Source organism: Occallatibacter savannae, assembly GCF_003131205.1.
Taxonomy (GTDB): domain Bacteria; phylum Acidobacteriota; class Terriglobia; order Terriglobales; family Acidobacteriaceae; genus Telmatobacter; species Telmatobacter savannae.
In genome coordinates, this window is record NZ_QFFY01000001.1 from 1,095,524 (window position 1) to 1,117,533 (window position 22,010).

Consider the following 22,010-nt stretch of genomic DNA (forward strand, 5'->3'; position numbering starts at 1 on the left):
AACCCCGTACAATAAAGACATGTTTCGCGACCTGGCCCCTCTGTTCGGCTACATGCGCCGCTACCGCTGGGGATACATCTGGGGCACGCTCGCGTGTATCGCCACCAACATCGCTGCGGTGCAGGGCCCGCAAATCCTCAAGAAGGCCGTCGACGAGCTTGAGCGCGGAGTCACCCGCGAGCGCATCGTCTTCCTCGCCTGCATCTTTGTCGGCATTTATCTGATCAAGGGCGTCTTCCTCTACGCCCAGCGCTGGATCCTCATCGGCATCTCGCGCGAAATTGAATTCGATCTCCGCAACGACCTTTTCCTGCAGCTCGAACGCCAGGACGCCGGCTTCTACCAGAAGTACCGCACAGGCGACATCATGGCCCGCATGACGAACGACCTGAATGCCGTTCGCATGCTCCTCGGGCCGGCCCTCATGTATAGCGCCAACACCGTCTTCTTCACCGTCGGCGCGCTCTTCTTCCTGCTCCGCATCAGCCCCTGGCTCACGCTCGTCGCCTGGGCGCCGATGCCTCTCGCCAGCATCCTCGTGCAGTACTTCGGCCGAAAAATCCACGACCGCTTCGAAAAGATCCAGGAGAGCTTCTCCGAAATCTCATCCCAAGCGCAGGAAAACTACACCGGCGCTCGCCTCGTCCGCGCCTTCGGACGCGAGCAGTCGCAAATGAGCCTTTTCGAAAAGCTGAACCGCCAGTACATCTCCCGCGCACAGGGACTCGTACAGCTCATGGGCATGCTCTGGCCCACCCTCGAATTCATCCTCGGTATCGCCATGATCATCACCCTGCTTGTCGGCGGTCATGAGGTCGTCGCACATCGCATCACGCCGGGCGAGTTCGTGGCGTTCAACACCTATATGATCCTGCTCATCTGGCCAATTATCGCCGTGGGTTGGGTCGTAAATCTCTTCCAGCGTGGCACCGCCTCCGTCAAAAGAATCGATGAGCTTCTGAACGCCAAACCCGCGATCGATGACCGCGATGCCGATCCGAGCATCCCGACCGATGCAACCCTCCGCGGCGAAATCGAATTCCGCAACCTCAACTTCAGCTACGGCGAAACCCCGGTCCTGCAAGACGTCTCGCTGAAAGTTCCGGCCGGTTCCAGCCTTGCGATTGTCGGCCCAACCGGCTCCGGGAAGACGAGTCTGGTGAACCTGATCGCTCGCCTCTATGAGGCGCCCGAGGGCAGTCTGCTCATCGACGGCCGCCCGATCCGCCAATATCCGCTGGAGATGCTTCGGCGCAATATGGGCGTTGTCCCGCAGGAGACCTTTCTCTTCAGCGAGACCATTCGCGAAAACCTCGCCTTCGGAGTGCCCGACGCACCCCCCGAAGACCTGCTCCAGGCAGCTGACGCCGCGCATATACGCCGCGAATTCGAAGAGTTCCCCCAGGGCTTTGGAACTATCGTCGGCGAACGCGGCATGACCCTCTCCGGCGGCCAGAAACAGCGCTCCGCCATTGCGCGCGCTCTCGTGCGCCGACCCGCCATCCTCATCCTCGATGACGCACTCGCCAGCGTCGACACCTACACAGAAGAACGGATCCTCGGCGGCCTGCGCACCTACTCAGAAAACGCAACCACCATCCTCATCTCCCATCGCGTCTCCACCGTCCAGAACGCAGACCAGATCGCCGTCCTCGACCACGGCCGCATCGTCGAAATCGGTACCCATGAAGACCTGCTCGCAAAAGACGGCTACTACGCCAGCCTCTACCAGAAGCAACAGCTCGAAGAAGAACTCACCGTAGCAAGCTGAAAATCTAGGCCGTCCAGGATCCTTCCCGCTGCGCCATCGCGAACTGCGGCATCACCCCGTCAAACTTCGACCCGGCAGGCATGCTCGCGCCGTACCCCATCGTCTCCGCCAGCGCCTGCTTCCACGCTTCGCGCACATTCCTCACGTTCGCGATCACCTGCTCGAACTTCTGCCGCGAGTTGGCCTGCGATCCCTGCAGCATCAGCGCGAACATCGCCGTATAGAACTCGGTAAGCGCCTCCGCCGGCTTCCCTCCCCGCTTGCGATCCAGCGTGACCTGCAGATGCATCACAATGTCCATCGCACGCTTTACCGCCGCCCTTCGACGGTCGGCATCGTTCTGCTCCACTGCATCCATCGCCTCATTCATAAAGCGAACGATCCCGTCGTAGAGCGCGATGGTCACTTCAACGGGGCTTGCGCCCTCAAGCGCGCGTGCCTGATACGAATTCATCGGTCTCCTCATCCGTTCTGGTTGCGGTTATACCCGGTGATCGCGCTGTATATCTCGTTCACCTGGTTGATCTGCTGCGGAATCGCCTGCAATATCTGATTGGCAAGATTTAGCTCCGTCGTAAGCCGGTCCTTCTGCGTCGCGATCATAGCGTCCTGACGATCAACATTGCCGTTCAGCGTCGTCTCCTGGCTGCTGTCCTCCTTCAGGGCCAACGCGATCGCCCCGCCGGCGGCGCTGTTCGTCCCCAGGCCATCCAGCGTCTTCATGAACTCAGAACCGAAGCTGCCCGAATCTTGAAACAGCGAAACCACCTGATCGAAGCTGCTGTTCAGCGCGGTCGTCAGCTTGTCCCCGTCCAGAGTGATCGTGCCATCCGCCGCAGGTGTCGCCTTGATTCCCAGCGCGATCAGCGAATTGATCGCATTAGACCCGAAAGATCTGCTTACTGCCGTCAGCAGGCCCTCCTGGATCTGCGCAGCCACGCCCGTTCCATACAGCGGCTCGGGCTTGCCCGCAGAGTCCTTGCCTTCCTGCGTGTTGATCGCCTTGATCGCCGCATTGTAGTCCGTTACCAACTTCGCAATCGCCGTCTCAATGCTCGACGTGTCGTTATCGATCACCACCTGAATGCTCGGCGGCGTGACCGCTGGATCACTCGTGCCCGTCGATAGCAACTGAAACGTCACCCCCGGAATCGCATTGCTCACGGTGTTCGACGCACTCGTCACTGTCACGCCATCGACCTTCATCGTCGCGTCGATTCCATTCTGGATCACTGCGAGCCCGAGATTCGCATGATCATCGGCGTTCGTCTTGTCTGAAAGATTTGTCGGGCTTGTCGGATTGTTCGTCGCGTCGGCAATCGTGATCTGCCCGGCGCTACCATCCGTCTTGCTCACCAGCGACAGCCGCGCCGTACCATCCGCATTCGTCAGCACGCTGGCCGTCACCCCAAGGTTGGCGCTGTTGATGGCCGCCGACAAACCTGCGACTGTGGCGTCGCTGGACGCGTCTCCCACATTCACGGTCTTCCATTCTCCCGTGCCAATCCTGAACGTGATGCTACCCGCGATCGTATCCGTCGCCTTCACCGCATCCGTTGCTGCCGTCGAAACCTGCGCCAGGTTCTCGACCACGACCGTGTGCGTCCCGGCCACAGCACTGGCACTTGCTGACGACAGATGCAGAACATCAGTATTCGAACTTGAACCGGTCTTGTACGCCATCGTGCCGTTGAAGTCCGTCAGCGCCTGAAGATCGGAGGTGAGTGTAGACAGTTGCGTTCCCAGACTCGACAGCGCCGCGTCCTTGCTCTGCAACGCTGTGAGCTGATCCTTCCACGGCTTCTCCACGGACTGCAAATTCGTGACAATTTGGTTCACCGTGCTGGTCACATCAAATCCCTGCCCGCTCGTCGGCGATCCAAAGTTCAGTCCAACTGCACCCATTACAAAGCTCCGCCTTTGTTCGCTATCAGTTTGGATTCCATCGGCTCCGCGCAAACATTAGAGCCAGCAAAGAAGCTACGCACCACCGCAAAACACAACGGAGAAGGCCGATGTCCCTGCCTTCCCCGCCGTGCTTCCCGGGTTAAAGTGAACGCCCCTCAACTACTGGAGCAGCTTGGTGATCAGTTGCTGTGCCTGATTCGCCTGCGACAACGCCGCAATACCCGTCTGGCTCAGGATCTGGTACTTCGACATATCCGAAGTCGCCTGCCCGTAGTCGGTAGCTGTGACGTCATTCTCAGCGGCCAGCGTATTCGTAGACTGTGTCGTCATTACGTTGCCTACAGCAGTCAGCGTATTGATATTCGCGCCAATCGTGCCTCTCGACGCTGCGACCGTCGTGATAGCAGAGTTAATTGCGCTCAAGGCGGCCTGCGCACCAGCTGTGCTGGTCAAGTCCGTTCCCGCCAGGGAAAGAGCGCTTGAACTAGCCTGAACCATATCAGACGCGGAGTTGTTGTACGACTGCGAGATCGTGCCGTCCGACGTAAAGATCGCAACGCTCTGGTTGGCCTTGGCATTGACCGCCTCGGACTCGCTAACGTTGTTGGCCGTGGAGATTGTTCCACCGGTGATCTTCATCGTGTTGCCGGAGACCGTCGCGTTGACACCAACAGCCGCAAATTGCGTATTGATTTGCGCTGCAAGTTGATGCAGATTGCCAGTTGCTGCTGCGCCAAAATTTGTGATGGCCGTTGCAGTTCCGCCGGTTGGAGTGAAGTTGAGGGCACTTGTATTGACAGTAAGTGTGTCGTTGGCGTTCCCGACTGTCAAAGTGGAGGTTCCGCCAGCAGCTGCCGTCGGGATCTGCAGTTTGTCAACCAGGTTTGACGAGGTGCTTGTAAGCTTCGCTCCACCTGCAAGCACCAGTTGGTTACCCTGCACAGACGCGACACTTGCACCAAACTGAGAATTGATCTGCCCTGCAATCGTGCTCAATGTGTCGCTGGACTGCATGATGTATCTGCCAGTTCCGTTCGCGGCGATTGTACCTACTGTCGAGCTTGAGCCGGTGGTTCCGGAGTTGAGGAGCTTGAGCGTCATTCCGTTGTAGGTGACGTCGGCCTCACTGGCCACTCCGACAGCGCCGCCGGTGGCGCCGATATCTACAACGTCGGTGCCACTGCCAACCGTATACGCGGCATTCTTCGCAAACGTATTGATTCCGTTGTACTCCGTGTTGTTGTTGATGGTATCGATCTCAGTGAGAATCTTCTGATATTCCGAATTGGCCGCACCCACCTGGCTCGAATTCAGCGTTCCGTTCGACGCCTCAGTGGCCAGCGTCACAGCGCGATTCAACAAGCTCGTCACCTGCGACAACGCCCCATCCGCAACCTGCAAAAAGTCCACACCTTCAGACGCATTCTTCGCCGACTGCGACAACGCCGTAGCCGATGCCTGCAGCCCATTCGCCAGCGACAGTCCCGCCGCGTCATCCGCACCCGAATTGATCCGCGATCCCGAAGAAAGCTGTTGCAGCGTCTTCGACAGCGAAGCCTGCGTATTTGCCAGATTGTTCTGCGCGTAAATTGCCGAAATATTGTTCAGGACACCCAGTGACATGCAATTTCTCCTTGTTCCGGTTGAATTGATCCAGTGAGTTCCTGCTGCGGGTGCCTGACCGAAAGCACGCGCCGATCGCCTGCCCCGGGTCACCTTGTGGAAGGAACCACATTGCCCACTGCTTTCATCGGCGCACCCTGCGGGGACTTTACGAAGTTTTCAAAAATCCCCAGCAATCACCATTCCAATGCACCCGGCTCCTCGCCTCACCCAACGCAAACACACAAAGCGAAAGGCCATCGTGGAACAACCACGACAGCCCCTTGCCGAAACAGGAATTGCGATCCTCGCTAGCTAATGCCCAGCACCTTCACAATCACACGCTTTCTTCGCTGCCCATCGAACTCCGCATAGAAGATCCTCTGCCACGTCCCCAGATCCAGTCGCCCGTTCGTCACGGGCAGCGTCGTCTCATGATGCAGCAGCAATGCCTTCAGATGCGCATCCCCGTTGTCCTCGCCCGTCTGATGATGCTTGTAGTCGGGCCGCTCCGGCGCCAGTTCCTCCAGCCACTTCCCGATGTCCTCGATCAACCCGCTCTCATGATCGTTCACATAGATCGCAGCCGTGATGTGCATTGGCGATACAAAGCAGAGCCCATCCTTCACGCCGCTTTTCTTCACGATCTGCTCCACCTGCTCGGTGATGTGCACCATCTCCTTCCGCTTGCGTGTCTCAAAGGTCAGGTACTCCGTGTGGCTCTTCATCTCTCCCGTCGGCATCTCAGCACTCCTTCAGCAGCTTCCCCGTCAGCCTTTATCCTAAAGAACGTTGTGAGTGAAGCGAACACAGCCGCCGAAGAACTCTGCCAGCGAGCCACGGACCAACTCGCCGCGGGCGATGCACCCGCTGCCGTTGAAACTTTCCGCGCCGCCATCGCCGCCCATCCCAACTACTTCGAAGCTCACCACGGCCTCATTCGCGCTCTCCGCGACGCCGGACGCCTCGAGCCCTCAATCGGCGCAGCGCTTGCCCTCACCGCCCTTACCCCGGACGACCCTCTCGCGCACACCGCGCTTTCTATCTCGCTGCAGCAGGCCGGCCACATCCCCGAAGCAGAAGCCGCAGCCGCCCGCGCGCGCATTCTCGAATGGAAAGCACAATTGCGATCCTCTGGCTGACACCCCCAAAAGCGTGCCGCTATCCTTCGCTCCGAATCAAGTTGGGTGAATCAAACCATCGAGACTATGCCGACGCCGTCACCGCGAGCTCTTCCGTCAGAGCCTCAGCTGCTGTCACGCACTGCTCGCGGTTCACGTCGTGATGAGTCACAAGCCGGATCATGTTCGGACCCAGCGTACTCGCAAGAATTCCGCGCGCCTTCAGCCTGCCGACGAGCTCGGCAGCGCTCACCTCGCCCTTCAGCGTAAAGATCACAATATTCGTCTCGACTGATTCGGGGTCGATCTCAACGCACTCGATATGCGAAAGCGCCTCCGCCAGCAGCCGCGCATTCGCATGATCTTGGTGCAGCCGCGCCGGCATCTTTTCCAGTGCAATCAGCCCCGCCGCCGCCAGCACGCCAGCCTGCCGCATCCCGCCGCCCAGCGCCTTGCGGTAGATCCGCGCCTAGTCCATCATCTCCGCCGATCCCACCAGCATCGATCCCACGGGTGCGCACAGTCCCTTTGACAGGCAGAACATCACCGTATCGAACCCGCGCGTCAGCGTCTTTACATCCACTCTCAGCGCAACCGCCGCATTGAAAATGCGCGCACCATCAAGGTGCAGCGGCAGTCCTCGCTCCTTCGCGTGACCCCAAATCTCTTCCAACACCGGCAGAGTCGTACAGCGACCGCCCGTAAGATTCGCGGTGTTCTCAATCTCGATCAACCCCGTCGCCGCCCGGAACGAGCCCTTCTTGTAGATGACCGGCTCAATATCCGCCCACGTCAGTGTTCCTCTCTGCGTCGGGACTGCGCGCACCAGGCAACCGGAGAACACAGCGGCAGTCGCCATCTCCCAGTCCAGAATGTGCGAACGCGACTCGCAGATGATCTCCTGTCCCGGCTTGGTCAACAGGCGAATCGCGATTTGATTGCCCATCGTGCCGGTGGGCACAAACAGTCCGGCCTCGCGCCCGAATATCTCAGCCGCGCGCTTTTCAAGCAAATTGACCGTCGGATCCTCGCCGTACACATCATCGCCCACCTCAGCCGCAGCCATCGCCGCCCGCATCTCCGGCGTGGGCCGTGTCACCGTGTCCGACCGCAAATCAATAATGCCCGCAGTTTCCATCAAAAACCCCGAACTCATCAACGAGCTTCTGTTCCCTAATCCCTAGTCCCTAGTCCCTGCTCCTACGGTATTTGCGCCATCGGCAGTTCCATGATCGGCGTCACCTTGCCGCCGCTCGACGCGTACGCCCACATCCCGTGGAAATTCTCGCGAATTCCCGGATGCGCCTTCAGCAACGCACCCAGCACGGCAATCGCCTCCGTGCGTGCCACCGCCGGATCTGTGTTCCCCGCGGACTCATAGGTCACACCAAGATCCGGCTCGTGCAGCGTCGGATCCAGCCGCACCGCATCGATCTTCCATGTACGATCGCCCGTCGTCACCGAAGCGGGAAACGACTCCTCAGTTGGTGCGCCGGTGATCTTCGCCTGTTCCTGCGTCAGCTTGTCCAGGTTCGGCGAAGAGATGAAGTCCACAGGCAGCTCAAGGTAGTGCGCCGCATCGTAGCAATACCACGCAGCCCATGGCATGTTGCTCCTTGCCAGTTCGCGGGCTCGTGTCCAATACCACACGCCGTCATGCCCGTTGAACATGCCCTCGCGTGCTGAGAAGCCGCCCAGCTTCCATCCCGGCGTTCCCGTCTGATCCCACGCCAGCACAAACCCCATCTGTCCGGCCAGTGCCGCGCCTGTCGCATCCGCCAGCACCACCGCATACTTGCCCGGCGGCAATCCGCGCATGGTCACCGTCACAGTCATCGACCCGGCTGCATTCGAACAGAAAAACTGGGTGTCGGTCGGAGTAGCCAGCGAACTTGCATCCAGCAGATAGATGTTCCGCAACTGCGTCTTGCCGGCCTTCACAATCGGAGCAGCCTGCTCAATAGCTCCTCGAATCCCATCCCACTGGTTGGCCAGCGAAGGCAGCAGCACAGATTGCAGGGCGCTCGTATCCTGCCGAATCACAGCATCGGAAAGCTGCTCGCCGATGGAAGCCAGAGTACCCCGATCCTGGGCAGTCAGTTCAGCCTGAGTCGTGCAGCTTACTGCGAATCCCGATGCCGGCGCCAAGAGCACCAACCCGACTAAACCACTCCAGCAGAGTCGCTTCACGTGCGATTCCTCAATTCTGTTTGAAAACTTCATGAGCGTTCCACGGCCACTGATAGTCTAATGCAGTAGGGTGTCTCGACCGGTCACCCCCGCACGCACTCAGGGACATCGAGGCGATTGCCATGCATCAGAACACTTGGACGCAAACGAAACCCATTTCTCTCGCGCTCTCCGCAGATCTGATGCTTGCTGCCGCTTCTCTTGTGGCGGTAGTTTTTATCCCGGCCCGCCTCGCTGCACAGGCGCAGCAGACCCCATCCAGATCCCACGCGCGCCACGTCGCAAAGAGAATGCCCATGGCGCAAGAGGTCGTCCAAGCCCCGGCGCCACCACCCATGCCGAACTGGCCCGTGAACGATAAGCCGAATCCGCCCTCGGTGGTCTGGGATGCAAGCGGACTTCGCATCAACGCTTCCAACTCCAGCCTGCAGCAAATCCTCAGCGAAGTCTCCACCGATACCGGAACGAAGGTCGTAGGCAATGTGCCCGACCAACGCGTCTTTGGCAGCTATGGCCCCGGCCAGGCGAGCGACGTGCTTCTCCAGCTTCTGCAGGGCTCCGGCTACAACGTCCTTCTAGCCGGCGATCTGGGACAAGGCGCGCCCAGCCAGATCGTGCTCACTCCCCGCCGCGGCGGCAGCGCGAATTCGTCTGCAGGTACAAATCCGCAACAACAACAGCAGATGCAGCCGCAGGATCAGGACGACGTTGAAACCGGCGATCAGCAGCCTGAACAACCCGAGCAGCCGGAGGAAACAGTTCCGGCCATCCCGCCAACACCTCAGCAGATGAATCAGGGTCAGCCAGGCACAGGTCCGAACGGACCCATCCGCACTCCGCAGGAGATCATGCAGGAGATGCAGCAGCGCCAGTTACTGCAGCAGCAGCAAATGCAACAGCAGATGCAGCAGCAGCAAGGCAATCCCACCGCTCCGCAGCAACAGGACAACCCGCAGTAGGCGGCTTCCATCCGGACCGCACGTCGGGTGCCCCCGCGCAGGCATCCCGTCCTAAGCACGGGTGCCCCATCCTAAACGCCGCTTTTGCGTTTAGGGTGGGAAACAAGAGCATCCCTTTACCTCTTGTTCATCCTCGCTCCGCCCCCAACCGCCCCTGATCGTTTAATCTCCCTTTCGACAACAAAAACGGGAGACAACTGCTCATGGATCGTCGTGCATTTCTCGGCACAGGCCTTGCAGCCATGGCCGCCGAGCCGCTCAACGCCGCTCGTTCTGCTGCACCGGCAAAAAGCACTCAACGCCCACTTCCACGCGTCGAGGTCCACTCCAGCGGCCACTACCTCCAGACCGACGACGGCCGCCCGTTCTTCTGGCTGGGCGACACCGCCTGGGAGCTCATCCACCGCACTACGCGTGAGGAGGCAAGCTACTATCTCAAAACCCGCAGCGAGCAGGGCTTCACCGTAATCCAGACCGTCGTGCTCGCCGAGTTCAACGGCATCAACGAGCCCAGCGCGCTCGGCCTCAAGCCGCTCATCAACAACGACCCGCGCAAGCCGAATCCCGCCTACTTCGACCGTGTCGTCGAGCTCGTCGATGAAGCAGCCGGCCGCCAACTCTATGTCGGACTCCTCCCCACCTGGGGAGACAAGCTCACTGCACCCTGGGGCGAGGGGCCCAGAATCTTCCGCAACGACAACCTCGCCGACGCGCGCGCCTTCGCGCAATATCTCGCCTCCCGCCTCAAGGACCGCACGAACGTCATCTGGATTCTCGGGGGTGACCGCCCGCCGCGCATGTCCGCAATGAGTCAGGAAGAACGAGCAAGGCTCGCGAAGTCCACCGGCTTCAGCCCCGATCAGGACTGGACTCCTATCTGGCGCGAGATCGCCGCTGGCCTCGCCGACGGCCTCGGACGAAAACCAGTCATCGCCTACCACCCCAACGGCGGCGCTCGCTCATCCACCACCCTCCACGACGAGCCATGGCTTTCCATCAACGCGATGCAAAGCGGCCATGGAGGCGGACACGATGTTCCTGTGTGGGACTGGGTAACTGCTGACTACAACCTCGCGCCCCCCAGGCCCACCCTCGACATGGAACCCAACTACGAAGACCATCCCTACAACCCCTGGCCTCGCTGGGATCCCGCGACCGGCTACTTTCGCGACCACGATGTTCGCAAGCAGGTCTACCGCTCCGTCTTTGCCGGCGCATGCGGAGTGACCTACGGCCATCACGCGATCTGGGGCTTTGTCGGCCATCGTTATGACGTCATCAACCATGCCGACCGCGACTGGATCGACGCACTTCAACGTCCCGCGGGTCGCCAGGTGCATTATCTGCGCCGCCTCATCGAATCGCGCCCATACTTCAGCCGCATCCCAGACCAGAAACTCATCGCCTCCGATCCCGGCACCGGAGGCCAGCACATGCAGGCCACACGCGACGCGGAGGGAACCTACGCCTTCGTCTACTTTCCGATGAACGACATGACTGCCCGTCTCGACCTCACTTGCCTCAAATCCGGCAAGCTGCGCGCCTGGTGGTACGACCCGAGAACCGGCGTCGGCACGCTCATCGGAACCGTCGATGCAACAGCTCAGGCCGAGTTCCGCACGCCGCCCTACGGACCAGACTGGGTGCTCGCAATCGACGCAGCAGAGGCAAACTATCCTCCGCCAGGCCTTGATGTATGGGTTGAATAATGAGGGTTGGGGAACGAAGCTGTGCGCCTACTCCGAAACGAGCTGCGCCGTCACCTTGACCGGAACTACCGCGCGACGGGGACGCATCATCGCAAATCCGATTCTGAAGATGCCGTACGCCGTCAGAACGCCAAAAGCCATCGATCCGATCGCCGCGCAAATTAACATTACTAAGTCAGCCATTCTTCTTTAAGACCCCCGTTGAAGTTGCTGGGGAAAGTTCCTCATTCGATTTCTGCTTCTGCCTCGGCTATTTGGATGCTGTGTCGTGGCTTTGTCTTGAAGGATTGTCGCAGAATTTCGGCCGCGTTGACCCTCGTTTCTGTTGGCAAATAGAATACCCCCAGGTACGTCCGTAATCCTGCGGGCTCGCCCCCTAAACGAAGGTCCATCACGGCGTTGCGACTTTAGTCGAATACCCCGCATCAACCTATCGGCTTCGCTTCAACTAATCATGTCCATCACTCACATCTCGGTGCGTGGGGCGCGCCAGCATAATCTGCGCGACATCAACGTTAGGATTCCGCGCAATACCCTCACGGTTGTCACCGGCCTCTCCGGCTCCGGCAAAAGCTCTCTCGCCTTCGACACCATCTATGCCGAGGGCCAGCGCCGCTACGTTGAAACTCTCTCCGCCTACGCACGCCAGTTCCTCGATCAGATCGAGCGTCCCGACGTAGACTCCATCGAAGGCCTCTCGCCCGCCATCTCCATCGAGCAGAAGACGACCAGCCGCAGTCCTCGTTCCACCGTCGGCACCATCACCGAGATCTACGACTACCTCCGTCTCCTCTACGCTTCTGTCGGAACCCCGCACTGCCCAAACTGCGGCCGCCCCATCGCCCGCCAGACCGCTGAACAAATCGTCCAGCGCATTATGCAGCTTGGCTCAGGTGAGCGCGTCACCGTCATGGCGCCCGTTGTCCGTGGCCGCAAGGGCGAGTTCAAAGATTTGCTCGATCAGCTTGACCAGCAAGGCTTTCGCGCTCGCGTCGACGGCGAGATGGTCGACCTCGCCGAACCACCTTCGCTCGACAAGCGCAAGAATCACACCATCGAAGCCATCATCGACCGCATCCTCCTCAAACCCTCCTCCGACGAACCAGCCCCGAAGACGATTGGAACCCAGACCGTCCCAGCTAAGCCCTCTGTCGAGAAGCGTTTGGAATCCGCAGTCTCGAAAGCGCTTCAACTCGCCAACGGCCTGGTCCTCATCGCCTTGGCCAACGGCGAAGAGCAGATCTTCTCCTCCTCCATGGCCTGCCCCGACTGCGGTCTCGACGTCCCAAAGCTCGAGCCCCGCAGTTTCAGCTTCAACTCCACCTTTGGCGCCTGCCCCGAGTGCCACGGCCTCGGCTCCCTTTACGATCTCGACCCCGCAAAGGTGATCACCGACTGGTCCAAGCCTCTCCTCGACGGCGGCCTCGGACCCGGCTCCGCATCGCAATACCTGCTGCGACTCATCAACCTCGCAGCCCAAAGGTACAACATCGATCTCAAGAAACCCTTCGAAGACCTCCCGCCCAAGCAGCAGCACATTCTCGTCTACGGACCGCCCAAAGGTGAAGCGCCGCGCACTGGCTTCCACGGCATCCTCAGCTACCTGCGCGACTCCATCGACGAAGCACGCAGCGACGGCTACCGCGAGTACATGATGAACTTCATGTCCGCGACACCCTGCCCCGTCTGCCGTGGCAAGCGACTGCGCCCCGAGTCCCTCGCCGTGAAAATCAACGGCATGTCCATCGCGGACTTCACCTCGCTCCCGCTCAATCGCGCACTCTCAGCCGCTTACGAACTCAACTTCACCGCGCGCGAAGCCCTCATCGCCGATCGCATCCGCCGCGAGATCATCGAGCGCCTCGAGTTTCTCTGCGCTGTCGGCCTCAACTACCTCTCCCTCGACCGCAATGCTGCCACCCTCTCCGGCGGCGAAGGCCAGCGCATCCGCCTTGCCACCCAGATCGGCTCCCGCCTGCGGGGAGTCCTCTACGTTCTCGACGAGCCATCCATCGGACTCCACCAGCGCGACAACAACCGTCTCATCGAAGCTCTCGTGCGCCTGCGCGATCTCGGCAACACGGTCCTCGTTGTCGAACACGACGAAGACACCATTCGCCACGCCGACTATGTCGTCGACCTCGGCCCCGGCGCCGGACGTCTCGGCGGCCACGTCGTCGCCCAGGGCACGCCCGCCGACATTATGGCCTGTCCGCAATCGCTCACCGGCAAGTACCTCTCCGGCGCCGAAGGCATTGTTCACCGCACCGAGCCCCGCCCTCTCACCAATAAATGGCTCACCGTCACCGGCGCGCGCGAACACAATCTGCAGGACGTCACCCTCAAACTCCCGCTTGGCATTATGACCGTCGTGACCGGCGTGAGCGGCAGCGGCAAAAGCACGCTCATCAACGACATCCTCTACCGCTCTCTCGCCAAGACCCTCTACGGCTCCCGCGAAGAACCCGGCGTTCACGAAACACTCGAAGGCACCGAGCAGATCGACAAGGTCATCCGCATCGACCAGGATCCGATCGGCCGCACACCGCGCTCCAATCCCGCCACCTACACACAGGTCTTCTCGCCCATCCGTGACCTCTTCGCCATGCTTCCTGAAGCGCGCGAGCGCGGCTACAAGCCCGGCCGCTTCAGCTTCAACGTAGCCGGAGGCCGCTGCGAAGCGTGCCAGGGAGACGGACAGCGCCGCATCGAAATGAACTTCATGCCCGACGTCTACGTACAGTGCGAAGTGTGCAACGGGCGGCGCTACAACCAGGAAACCCTTGCCGTGAAGTTCCACGGCTACTCCATTGCCGACATCCTCGACCTCACCATCGAAGACGCTTTGACCGTGCTGAAGGACGTCCCCACTGTTCGCCAGAAACTTCAGACCCTCGTGGACGTAGGCCTCGGCTACGTTCATCTCGGCCAGAGCGCGACAACGCTCTCCGGCGGCGAAGCCCAACGCATGAAGCTCGCCCGCGAACTCTCCAAGCGCCAGACCGGCCGGACCCTCTACCTTCTCGACGAGCCCACCACCGGCCTCCACTTCGACGATGTCCGCAAACTACTCGAAGTCCTTCACCGCCTCGCCGACCTCGGCAACACCGTCATCATCATCGAGCACAATCTCGACATCATTCGCAACGCCGATTGGATTATCGACCTCGGCCCTGAAGGCGGAGAAGACGGCGGCCGCATCATCGGCGAAGGACGCCCCGCAAAGATTGCCGCCACTCCTGAGTCCTATACGGGCCAGTTCCTCGCCCGCTACTACGCATCTCACGACGGCAAGCTCGAAGAGCTACCTGCCCCAGCAGGTTCAATCGATCCTCATGCTGGGGTTGCTCCTGCTCCTCGAACCCGATCGAAAGCAGCGGCAAAGCCGGGCAGCTCCGCACGGAAATCAAAATCCAACGGCAAGAAGCCGGTCCCCGCATGAGCACCTTCCCCGAACAGGTGCCGCATAATCCCGAACAACAGCCCTCAGGCGAACCAACCGACTCGCCCGCATCTGACCCGCTTGGACCGGAAAACGTTCCCATCCCACCCGCCGAGTGGACCGGCGAGCCTGAAGAACCGAGCCCGCAGCCCGGCTCAACTTCCACCGCTTCGCTTGCTGCGCCCGACGACCAGCCTCTCTTCGCCTCCTACACCCGGCCCGAACTCATCGCCTTGCGCGAAGAGCGCATTCCTCACATGGGTCACATCGGCATCCTCATCCTCCTCGTCTTCTCCGCATTTGTCGCGATCAACGTGCTTGTCGCCGCCGCGCTCCACGCCAAGCTCTGGGGCATCAGTACCCCGGCTCAGGCGCAAACAGATTTCCACTATGCGCTGATCACGCAAGCCGCACTCTACCTCATCACCTTCGCCGGTTGTCTCATCGCCTTCCCGCTCCTGTGGCGAAAATCCTTCTTCGACGGCATCCACTGGAACGGCGCCTTCGCCATCCAGCGCTTCGCCCGCCTGGTCAGCGCCGCCGTGATCTGCTTCTTCGTCGCGATGATCAATGGCATGCTGCTGCCCGGCCCCACCGATGCGCCCATCGACCAGCTCTTCAAAGCCCCGGGCGCCGCCTGGGTGCTCTTCGCCTTCGGTGTCACCCTCGCACCATTCTTTGAAGAAATGGCATTCCGCGGATTCCTCCTCCCCGCCCTCTGCACCGCGTGGGACTGGAGCCTAGAGCACCTCACCGGAACGCCTCGACGGCCCCTCGACCAGAACGGCGACCCCAACTGGTCTCTCAATGCCATGATCTTCGGATCGCTCATCACCAGCCTTCCCTTCGCACTCATGCACGGATTCCAGACCGCGTGGTCCCTCGGACCGTTTCTCCTGCTCGTTTTCGTCAGTCTCGTACTCTGCTGGGTCCGCCTCTCCACACGATCCCTCGCCGCCAGCACCCTCGTTCACGCCAGCTACAACTTCATGCTCTTCTCCTTCATGCTCCTCGGCACCGGTGGCTTCAAACACCTCGACAAAATGTAGATCTCCGAGTTCCTAACTCACTACTCACTGTTCCCTGTTCTTTTAAAATCACCTCTGATGACAACCCAAAGCTACGCCCAGCAGCTCCTCTCTCTCCTCTCCCGCACCAGCTTCAAGCTCGGCCAGTTCAAGCTCTCCTCCGGCGGCACCAGCGACTACTACATCGATTGCCGCACCACCACCCTCCACGCCGAAGGCGGTCGCCTCACCGGCCACGCCATCCTCGAACTCCTGGAGCAGCACGGCATTCAGGCCGAAGCAGTCGGCGGGCTCACCATGGGCGCCGATCCCATCGTCTCCAATGTCGCCACAGCCAGTGCATGGCGAGCGCAGCAGCGTCCAGGCAGCCCTCTCCTCCACGGCTTCCTCGTGCGCAAAGCGGAGAAAGCCCACGGCACTGGTCGTCGCATCGAAGGCTTCTGCCGCGAAGGTTCCCGCGTCATCATCGTCGACGACGTTTGCACTACCGGCGCATCCACCATCGCCGCTCTCGAAGCCGCCCGCGAAGCTGGCATGATCGTCGCCGCCGTCGTCTGCATCGTCGAGCGCGAAGAAGCACACGGCCGTCCCGCTGTCGATGGCGCCGCAGCGGGTGCCCCATTCCTCCGGCTCTTCACCGCAACCCAGGTCCGCGCGGAACACATCCGCCAACTCGAATCCGCCCGCGCGTAATTCGATCGGCGAATCTCTAAGAGCGCCCCTGCACAGCAAAAGCACGGCCCGCACATCCGCTAACTTGCTAACTCGCGAACGCCGCGAAGCGGCGCTAACTTGCTGCATTTGTTCTTAAAAAGGAAGAAGAAAGCTCCTGCTCCATACATTCCCGCTAACTCGGCTCCGCCCGATCCACCCGCATAGCAGAAATCGCGTAACCAACTAAGCTTCCAAAAAAGAATCAGGCCATTCGGCGTTAACCGGAATGGCCTGGCAGTTGTCCTGTTGTCTCTTGCTCTAAGTATTCGGTCTAAGTAAATCTAATCTAGAAATATCGGCTCTCACCCTTACGATCTCTAATTCGGCTTTCGGCAGCCTTTACGCGTTTCCTCGGCTTGCGCCTTTAATCTTCCTAATCTAGAAACATCCCAATCGAACTTTAGTTGTTCCAACTTTCGATTGACCTTTGAGGCTCGATCTTTAGTTGCTGCCAGGGCCAGGTGCTGCAGGAGCAGTTGCGGCCGGAGTTGCCTGCCCGCCACCCATGTTGCTGAGCAGCTGCACTTCCACGCGGCGGTTCTGCTTGCGGCCTTCGGCTGTGGTGTTCGGAGCAACTTCCTTATCCTTGCCGATGCCGATCAGGTAGAAGCGGTGTGCCGCAACGCCGTACTTCGATGCCAGGTACTGTACCACTGCGTCTGCGCGCCGGTTGCTGAGGTCGTAGTTATAAGCAGCCGATCCGGTCGAGTCCGTTCCGCCGGTCACTTCGAGAATGTAGCTCTTCGCGCTTGCGAGTTGCTGCGCGAACTGATCCAGCTGCGCCTGGTCGTCCTTGCTCAGCGTCGCCTTGTCGAACCCGAAAGTCACCGTCACGTTTGCCATCGACTTGTAGTTGTCCAGACCCTTCACGACAGAATCCAGAGAGTCAGCCCGGTGAACCGCATCATTCGCGGCCGTCGAAGCATCGCCAGCCGCCTTGCCGGCGTTCTGTGCGTTCTGGGCAGCCGACTCGGCCGCGGTCTGCGCCTGCTTGATGCCCGCCGTCGCGCGATCGTCTACGTCGTGCAGGTTGCGGTTGTTCTCGGCCGTCTTCTGGTCGAGCGTGTTGGTGTGCTCCACAATCGGCGCCGTCTGGGACTTGACGTAGTTCTTGCTCGCGCAACCCGTGACGCCCACAAGTGCTACGGCAGCTGCAATCAACAATCCATTCGAAGTTTTCATCGATTCCCCATTCTTTCTCGCCACCTTGATTTGCCCTTACCCTTTTAACCACCTCAGGCCGGCGGCGATGTTCTTGTCGCCTTTCAGTAGAGCATGCACCGAGCCAAATCCGCCGGTCTCCGCAAATCGTTCATCTTCGGGCAGTTATGGTTGCGATCGGTCGGATTTACACACCTCAGGAGCTATGTAGTTTTTACCTGTTGCGGTAAGTTTGCGATGTAAACCCCTGCCCTGCTCCTTTTTCAACTCCCGGCTATCCTATGAGTTGGGTCTCTTCCCGCTGCAATTCATGGACTTGATCGAGAAAATTCGCTCCCTTCCCACCCAGCCCGGTGTTTACCTCTACAAAAACGCCGAGGGCGAGGTCATCTACGTTGGCAAGGCCAAGAACCTCCGCTCGCGCGTCCGGTCCTACCTCCTTGAAGCTTCACAGGCCAACGCCAAAACCGGCTCCCTCATGCGCGAGGCCGTCGACGTCGACTACATCCTCGTCGCCAACGAACACGAAGCCCTCGCTCTCGAAAACAACCTCATCAAGCAGCGCAAGCCGCGCTTCAACATCCTCCTCCGTGACGACAAGACCTACCCCTACGTCAAGCTCACACTCGGCGATCGCTACCCCAAGGTCTTCGTCACGCGCCGCCTTCGCAAAGACGGCTCCGCCTACTACGGTCCGTATTTCCCCGGCAATCTCGCCTACCGCGTCGTCGAGCTCATCCATCGCAGGTTCCTGCTCCCCAGCTGCAAAATCGACCTCACCCGCTATCACCAGCGCGCCTGTCTCCAGTACTACATCCACCGCTGCCTCGGACCCTGTGTCCAGGACCTCACTACGCCCGAGCTATATGGACAGGCAGTCAAAGACACTCAGCTCTTCCTTGAAGGCAGACAGGCCGAGTTGGAGCGCTCGCTGACAGGCCGCATGATGGCCGCCGCCGAAGCTCAGCAGTTCGAAGCCGCCGCACGCCTCCGCGATCAGCTCTCCACCGTGCACCAGCTCCAGGAGAAGCAGCGCATCGCCACCGCCGAGCAGAGCGACGACGCCGATGTCTTCGGCTATCACTTCGAAGACGGCGCCCTCGCTGTCAACCTCTTCCACATGCGCGGCGGCAAGATTGTCGATCGCCGCGAGTTCTTCTGGGAAGACCTCCCCGAACTCATGGAGGCCATCGGCGCCGCCGAGCCATCAGCTGGTGAAGATCCGGGTGCCCCAGGTCTCGCTTCTGAGACCTGGGAAACATCCCTTTCGATCAACGCAGTTTTCAACCCCGGCGTCGTCTTCTCCGCTCTCCTCAAGCAGCTCTACATCGATCAGCGTTACGTCCCGCGCTCCATCCTCGTCCCTGTCGATTTCGCCGACCGCCAGACTCTCGCCGATCTGCTCAGCGAACGTATCGATCGTCGAGTCGAAGTCGCCGTCCCGCAGCGCGGCGAAAAGCGCTCTCTCGTCGACCTCGCCGGACAAAACGCCAAGCAGTCGTACATTCAGCGCTTCCGGGTTCTCGAGCCCTCGCGCAAAGCCATCCAGGAATCGCTCGCCGACTCCCTCATGCTTCCCGAGCTTCCCAGACGCATCGAGTGCTTCGACATCTCTCACATCCAGGGTGCCGAAACCGTCGCCTCCATGGTCGTCTGGGAAGACGGCAAGATGAACAAATCGCAGTACCGCAAGTTCAAGGTCATGACCGTCCTCGGCGTCGACGACTTCGCCTCAATGCGCGAAGTTGTAACCCGCCGTTACAAGCGCATCCTCGAAGCCTCCAATGGCAATACGGGTGCCCCCGGTCCCTCGTCTTTGGGGACCGGGGATACCGCTGAATCGAATGACGCCCACGCGCGCAAAACCAACAGGGAACCCAACTCTCTTCCCTCCCTCATCCTCATCGATGGCGGCCTGGGCCAGCTCCGTGCCGCAGCCGAAGCGCTCGAAGCTCTCGGCATCACCAACCAGCCCCTCGCCTCCATCGCCAAAAAGGAAGAAGTCATCTACCTCTACGGCAATGAAGATGAACCCGTCGTGCTCGACCGCCGATCGCCCGTCCTCCACCTCGTGCAGATGATCCGCGACGAGAGCCACCGCTTCGCCATTGGCTACCACCGCCAGCGCCGCGCCATACGCGACCGCGACTCCGAACTGCTTAACATCCCCGGCGTCGGCCAGCTCACCCGCCAGCGCCTGCTCACCCACTTCGGCAGCCTGCGCGACATCCAGCATGCCACCGCCGACTCGCTCGCTGCCGTCGTTCCCCGTAAAACAGCCGAGTCCATCTGGAGTCATTTCCACGAGCCAAGCACGGCGCAAACGCAAGCTGGAACCTGAAAGCCGGCCAACCGGGTACAACACCTCCGCATCCCACTCCGATGTTTGCGGAGGTGATTTTCATGTTGCTTCCCCGCTCGCGTTCTGCCTGCCTTCTCTCCACCACTGCATTTCTCCTCACTTGCGCCGCAGCCCTCAGCGGCTGTCGCAGCAACGAACATCCCGACGACCGCATGGCTGTTTACAATGCGCTCGACAAGAACGATCTTCGAAGCGTCACGGTTTCACAGGACCGCGGCGCGGGCACCATCACGCTCAGCGGAGTGGTCGGCAGCATGGATAGCCGCCAGCGCGCCGAGAGTGTAGCCCGCGAGGCCGCCCCCGGTTATCAGATCGCCGACAAAATTCAGGTCCAAAGCGCCGGATTGCAGGACGACATCCAGGCAGCAAAGCAGAAGGCGCAACTCGACAGCGCTATCGAAGGCAAATTCAAATCGCGCCTCGCAGACGAGCCTTCTTTGAAATCCGAAAAGATCGAATATACGTCCTTCCAGGGAACTCTCACTCTCAAAGGCACGGTGCGAACCTACAAAGAGAGGCAGCAAGCCGAAGACCTCGCCAAAAAGGTCCCGGACGTACAGCACGTGGTCAACGAACTCCAGATTCGTCCCGGCAAACCTTCCCCCGCCAACTCCTGACGCGCAACTTCCGGGCATCCGAGCCCGATGAGCTGTGGAACGAAGCTGTGCCCCATTCGTCCGCAGCTTCATCGCGGATGAGTGGGCGATACACCAAACACCATCCGTCAACTGCAGAAAATCCTCAAACCAGCCGATAGCTTACTTAGCCATTCGGAGCCCAGCTCTTCGCGCTCATCCTATGGCTATCGGCTATGACCAAACCCTTCGCTCTTGCGTTCTCCGCGATCGTTCTCATCCTCGCTCCCACCCTGCCCTCTTTCGCGCAGCAGCAGTTAGCCATGGCCGACCTTCCCGCCGCACCGGAGCCCGAACCGGCAGCCCTGATCCTTCCCCACCCGCCGGCCGCTCCCAAAACCGGCCCTCACGGCAAGCTCCCTCTCAACAAAGCCTCAGTCGCGTTTCTGTTTGCATCCGAAGCCTTCGACTCCTGGACCACCTACAACAACCTCACCCACCCGAAATGGATCTGCGGCTACAGTGCAGCGTTCGGAAATGCAGTCACCTACATCTCCGACGACGGCAAGCGATATGATCCGCACACCATTCAATACAGCCTGTGCGGTCCAGGCCCTTCCGGCCAGCTCGCCAACTACGCTTACGACGTCACGCGCACCGGCGCCTACACTGAAACCGGATGGGTCTCAGCTTTTCGGCTTGCCGGAGCCCGAAACGCCGCAGGAGCAATCGCGTGGAACGTGGCCGACGACTTCGGGCAGATGCTCGTCGCGCACTACCTAGCAAAACGGAGCCGCTTCATCCGCAGCATTGCGCCCGGCATCAATATCGCCCGCGGCTCCATCCACCTCGGTTGTGGAATCCAGAACCTTCAGTTTGCCCGCCACCACAGCAGTGCCGGCGCCTGGAACCTGAACCTTCCCGACGAAGCAAACCTCTATCCCGCTCCGCGCTGGTGGGGCAGGCTCTGACAACCTTGGCGCGGCCTAGGGCCGCAGCGGAGTCGCAGACTGATCTTCAATCGCAAACTTCTTCGTGCACACAGGGCACTCGTGCTCTTTCGAGTCTGCGATGCTGATCATCCGCGTGCCGCACGATGGACACTTGCCCCGGTGCTCCCGGATCCCCACAAGCGGCCCATACAGGGGAGCAAGAATTCCGAGAAGAATAAACGGAACACCGAAGAAAATGCCCCATCCCGTCAAACAGAGCATTACGCCCGAGATAATCAGCACCGGCGCTGCAATCAGCCCGATGTACATCCCGCCAAACGCGCCTCGCGTCGGCGCCGGCCCGTGCTCCCGCTGCACATGATGTTCGTGCTCGATCGCAGCACCGCATTGAGGGCAGAAGCTCCACATCGCCGCCAGCGCCAATCCACACTTCATGCAATGAGCGTTCATCGCGCGACCGCTCCTTTTCGGTTGTGCGGACGACCCGCCCCAGTCTCCTGAAGCGAATCTTCCGC

At 60.4% G+C, this 22,010-nt stretch carries 18 protein-coding genes and 1 pseudogene; 10 read left to right on the plus strand and 9 right to left on the minus strand.

What is annotated here, in order from left to right:
• Positions 1-19: 19 nt before the first annotated feature.
• Positions 20-1,771, plus strand: coding sequence for an ABC transporter ATP-binding protein (locus DHV10_RS04880; protein ID WP_109485143.1), 1,752 nt, complete (start codon positions 20-22; stop codon positions 1,769-1,771).
• Between the two features lie 4 nt (positions 1,772-1,775).
• Here the strand turns inward: DHV10_RS04880 and fliS are convergent, their stop codons facing one another.
• From fliS to DHV10_RS04900, 4 genes are all read right to left on the minus strand, one after another.
• The gene (fliS, locus tag DHV10_RS04885) at positions 1,776-2,225 is read right to left on the minus strand and encodes a flagellar export chaperone FliS (RefSeq protein WP_162601192.1); all 450 of its coding nucleotides are present in this window, start codon (positions 2,223-2,225) and stop codon (positions 1,776-1,778) included.
• Positions 2,226-2,233: 8 nt separating this feature from the next.
• Complete coding sequence (gene fliD, locus DHV10_RS04890) at positions 2,234-3,676, minus strand: flagellar filament capping protein FliD (RefSeq protein WP_109485145.1); 1,443 nt, start codon at positions 3,674-3,676, stop codon at positions 2,234-2,236.
• Between the two features lie 162 nt (positions 3,677-3,838).
• A complete protein-coding gene (locus DHV10_RS04895; RefSeq protein ID WP_204101324.1) occupies positions 3,839-5,302 on the minus strand; it encodes a flagellin N-terminal helical domain-containing protein in 1,464 nt (487 codons plus the stop codon).
• Between the two features lie 290 nt (positions 5,303-5,592).
• Positions 5,593-6,024 (minus strand): secondary thiamine-phosphate synthase enzyme YjbQ, encoded by a 432-nt coding sequence (locus DHV10_RS04900; RefSeq protein WP_239461288.1) that lies wholly within the window; start codon positions 6,022-6,024, stop codon positions 5,593-5,595.
• A 51-nt stretch (positions 6,025-6,075) separates the two neighbouring features.
• On the opposite strand from DHV10_RS04900, the gene DHV10_RS26885 reads away from it, so the two are divergent.
• A complete protein-coding gene (locus DHV10_RS26885; RefSeq protein WP_162601193.1) occupies positions 6,076-6,423 on the plus strand; it encodes a tetratricopeptide repeat protein in 348 nt (115 codons plus the stop codon).
• 64 nt (positions 6,424-6,487) lie between these two features.
• Here the strand turns inward: DHV10_RS26885 and DHV10_RS04910 are convergent.
• Positions 6,488-7,558, minus strand: a pseudogene (locus DHV10_RS04910) (threonine aldolase family protein).
• Positions 7,559-7,602: 44 nt separating this feature from the next.
• Positions 7,603-8,559 (minus strand): hypothetical protein, encoded by a 957-nt coding sequence (locus DHV10_RS04915; protein ID WP_162601194.1) that lies wholly within the window; start codon positions 8,557-8,559, stop codon positions 7,603-7,605.
• A gap of 155 nt (positions 8,560-8,714) precedes the next feature.
• Here DHV10_RS04915 and DHV10_RS04920 point away from each other — a divergent pair, with 155 nt between their 5' ends.
• Complete coding sequence (locus DHV10_RS04920; protein WP_109485149.1) at positions 8,715-9,551, plus strand: hypothetical protein; 837 nt, start codon at positions 8,715-8,717, stop codon at positions 9,549-9,551.
• Positions 9,552-9,754: 203 nt separating this feature from the next.
• Entirely contained in the window at positions 9,755-11,260 is a 1,506-nt protein-coding gene (locus DHV10_RS04925; RefSeq protein WP_204101325.1) for a glycoside hydrolase family 140 protein, read from the plus strand.
• Positions 11,261-11,287: 27 nt separating this feature from the next.
• On the opposite strand, the gene DHV10_RS26890 is transcribed toward DHV10_RS04925, so the two are convergent.
• On the minus strand, positions 11,288-11,443 hold the full coding sequence (locus tag DHV10_RS26890) for a hypothetical protein (RefSeq protein WP_162601195.1): 156 nt from the start codon (positions 11,441-11,443) through the stop codon (positions 11,288-11,290).
• A gap of 271 nt (positions 11,444-11,714) precedes the next feature.
• Between DHV10_RS26890 and uvrA the strand changes: the two genes are divergently transcribed.
• Genes uvrA through pyrE form a run of 3 tightly spaced genes read left to right on the plus strand, consistent with a single transcriptional unit; the run spans position 11,715 to position 16,423 of the window.
• Complete coding sequence (uvrA, locus tag DHV10_RS04930) at positions 11,715-14,702, plus strand: excinuclease ABC subunit UvrA (protein ID WP_109485150.1); 2,988 nt, start codon at positions 11,715-11,717, stop codon at positions 14,700-14,702.
• Positions 14,699-15,751: a CPBP family intramembrane glutamic endopeptidase gene (locus DHV10_RS04935; RefSeq protein ID WP_109485151.1), complete on the plus strand. Its 1,053-nt coding sequence runs from the start codon at positions 14,699-14,701 to the stop codon at positions 15,749-15,751. Before uvrA ends, DHV10_RS04935 begins: the two co-directional genes overlap by 4 nt.
• A gap of 57 nt (positions 15,752-15,808) precedes the next feature.
• Positions 15,809-16,423 carry an orotate phosphoribosyltransferase gene (gene pyrE, locus DHV10_RS04940; RefSeq protein WP_109485152.1) on the plus strand — a complete coding sequence of 205 codons (615 nt, stop codon included), beginning with the start codon at positions 15,809-15,811 and terminating at the stop codon, positions 16,421-16,423.
• Between the two features lie 462 nt (positions 16,424-16,885).
• On the opposite strand, the gene DHV10_RS04945 is transcribed toward pyrE, so the two are convergent.
• Entirely contained in the window at positions 16,886-17,626 is a 741-nt protein-coding gene (locus tag DHV10_RS04945) for an OmpA family protein (protein WP_109485153.1), read from the minus strand.
• Positions 17,627-17,915: 289 nt separating this feature from the next.
• Here DHV10_RS04945 and uvrC point away from each other — a divergent pair, with 289 nt between their 5' ends.
• The 3 genes from uvrC (at position 17,916) to DHV10_RS04960 (ending at position 21,513) form a co-directional block, all read left to right on the plus strand.
• On the plus strand, positions 17,916-19,946 hold the full coding sequence (gene uvrC / locus DHV10_RS04950) for an excinuclease ABC subunit UvrC (protein WP_109485719.1): 2,031 nt from the start codon (positions 17,916-17,918) through the stop codon (positions 19,944-19,946).
• Between the two features lie 62 nt (positions 19,947-20,008).
• Positions 20,009-20,584 carry a BON domain-containing protein gene (locus DHV10_RS04955; protein ID WP_162601196.1) on the plus strand — a complete coding sequence of 192 codons (576 nt, stop codon included), beginning with the start codon at positions 20,009-20,011 and terminating at the stop codon, positions 20,582-20,584.
• Positions 20,585-20,778: 194 nt separating this feature from the next.
• Entirely contained in the window at positions 20,779-21,513 is a 735-nt protein-coding gene (locus DHV10_RS04960) for a hypothetical protein (RefSeq protein WP_109485155.1), read from the plus strand.
• 15 nt (positions 21,514-21,528) lie between these two features.
• Here DHV10_RS04960 and DHV10_RS04965 read toward each other — a convergent pair whose 3' ends face one another.
• The gene (locus DHV10_RS04965; protein WP_162601197.1) at positions 21,529-21,945 is read right to left on the minus strand and encodes a hypothetical protein; all 417 of its coding nucleotides are present in this window, start codon (positions 21,943-21,945) and stop codon (positions 21,529-21,531) included.
• Positions 21,946-22,010 lie beyond the last annotated feature (65 nt).

Coding starts and splice junctions, on each gene's coding strand:
- DHV10_RS04880 (WP_109485143.1), top strand. CDS start 20: ATGTTTCGCGACCTGGCCCCTCTGTTCGGCTACATGCGCCGCTACCGC.
- fliS (WP_162601192.1), bottom strand. CDS start 2,225: ATGAATTCGTATCAGGCACGCGCGCTTGAGGGCGCAAGCCCCGTTGAA.
- fliD (WP_109485145.1), bottom strand. CDS start 3,676: ATGGGTGCAGTTGGACTGAACTTTGGATCGCCGACGAGCGGGCAGGGA.
- DHV10_RS04895 (WP_204101324.1), bottom strand. CDS start 5,302: ATGTCACTGGGTGTCCTGAACAATATTTCGGCAATTTACGCGCAGAAC.
- DHV10_RS04900 (WP_239461288.1), bottom strand. CDS start 6,024: ATGCCGACGGGAGAGATGAAGAGCCACACGGAGTACCTGACCTTTGAG.
- DHV10_RS04920 (WP_109485149.1), top strand. CDS start 8,715: ATGCATCAGAACACTTGGACGCAAACGAAACCCATTTCTCTCGCGCTC.
- DHV10_RS04925 (WP_204101325.1), top strand. CDS start 9,755: ATGGATCGTCGTGCATTTCTCGGCACAGGCCTTGCAGCCATGGCCGCC.
- DHV10_RS26890 (WP_162601195.1), bottom strand. CDS start 11,443: ATGGCTGACTTAGTAATGTTAATTTGCGCGGCGATCGGATCGATGGCT.
- uvrA (WP_109485150.1), top strand. CDS start 11,715: ATGTCCATCACTCACATCTCGGTGCGTGGGGCGCGCCAGCATAATCTG.
- DHV10_RS04935 (WP_109485151.1), top strand. CDS start 14,699: ATGAGCACCTTCCCCGAACAGGTGCCGCATAATCCCGAACAACAGCCC.
- pyrE (WP_109485152.1), top strand. CDS start 15,809: ATGACAACCCAAAGCTACGCCCAGCAGCTCCTCTCTCTCCTCTCCCGC.
- DHV10_RS04945 (WP_109485153.1), bottom strand. CDS start 17,626: ATGAAAACTTCGAATGGATTGTTGATTGCAGCTGCCGTAGCACTTGTG.
- uvrC (WP_109485719.1), top strand. CDS start 17,916: ATGGACTTGATCGAGAAAATTCGCTCCCTTCCCACCCAGCCCGGTGTT.
- DHV10_RS04955 (WP_162601196.1), top strand. CDS start 20,009: ATGTTGCTTCCCCGCTCGCGTTCTGCCTGCCTTCTCTCCACCACTGCA.
- DHV10_RS04960 (WP_109485155.1), top strand. CDS start 20,779: ATGACCAAACCCTTCGCTCTTGCGTTCTCCGCGATCGTTCTCATCCTC.
- DHV10_RS04965 (WP_162601197.1), bottom strand. CDS start 21,945: ATGAACGCTCATTGCATGAAGTGTGGATTGGCGCTGGCGGCGATGTGG.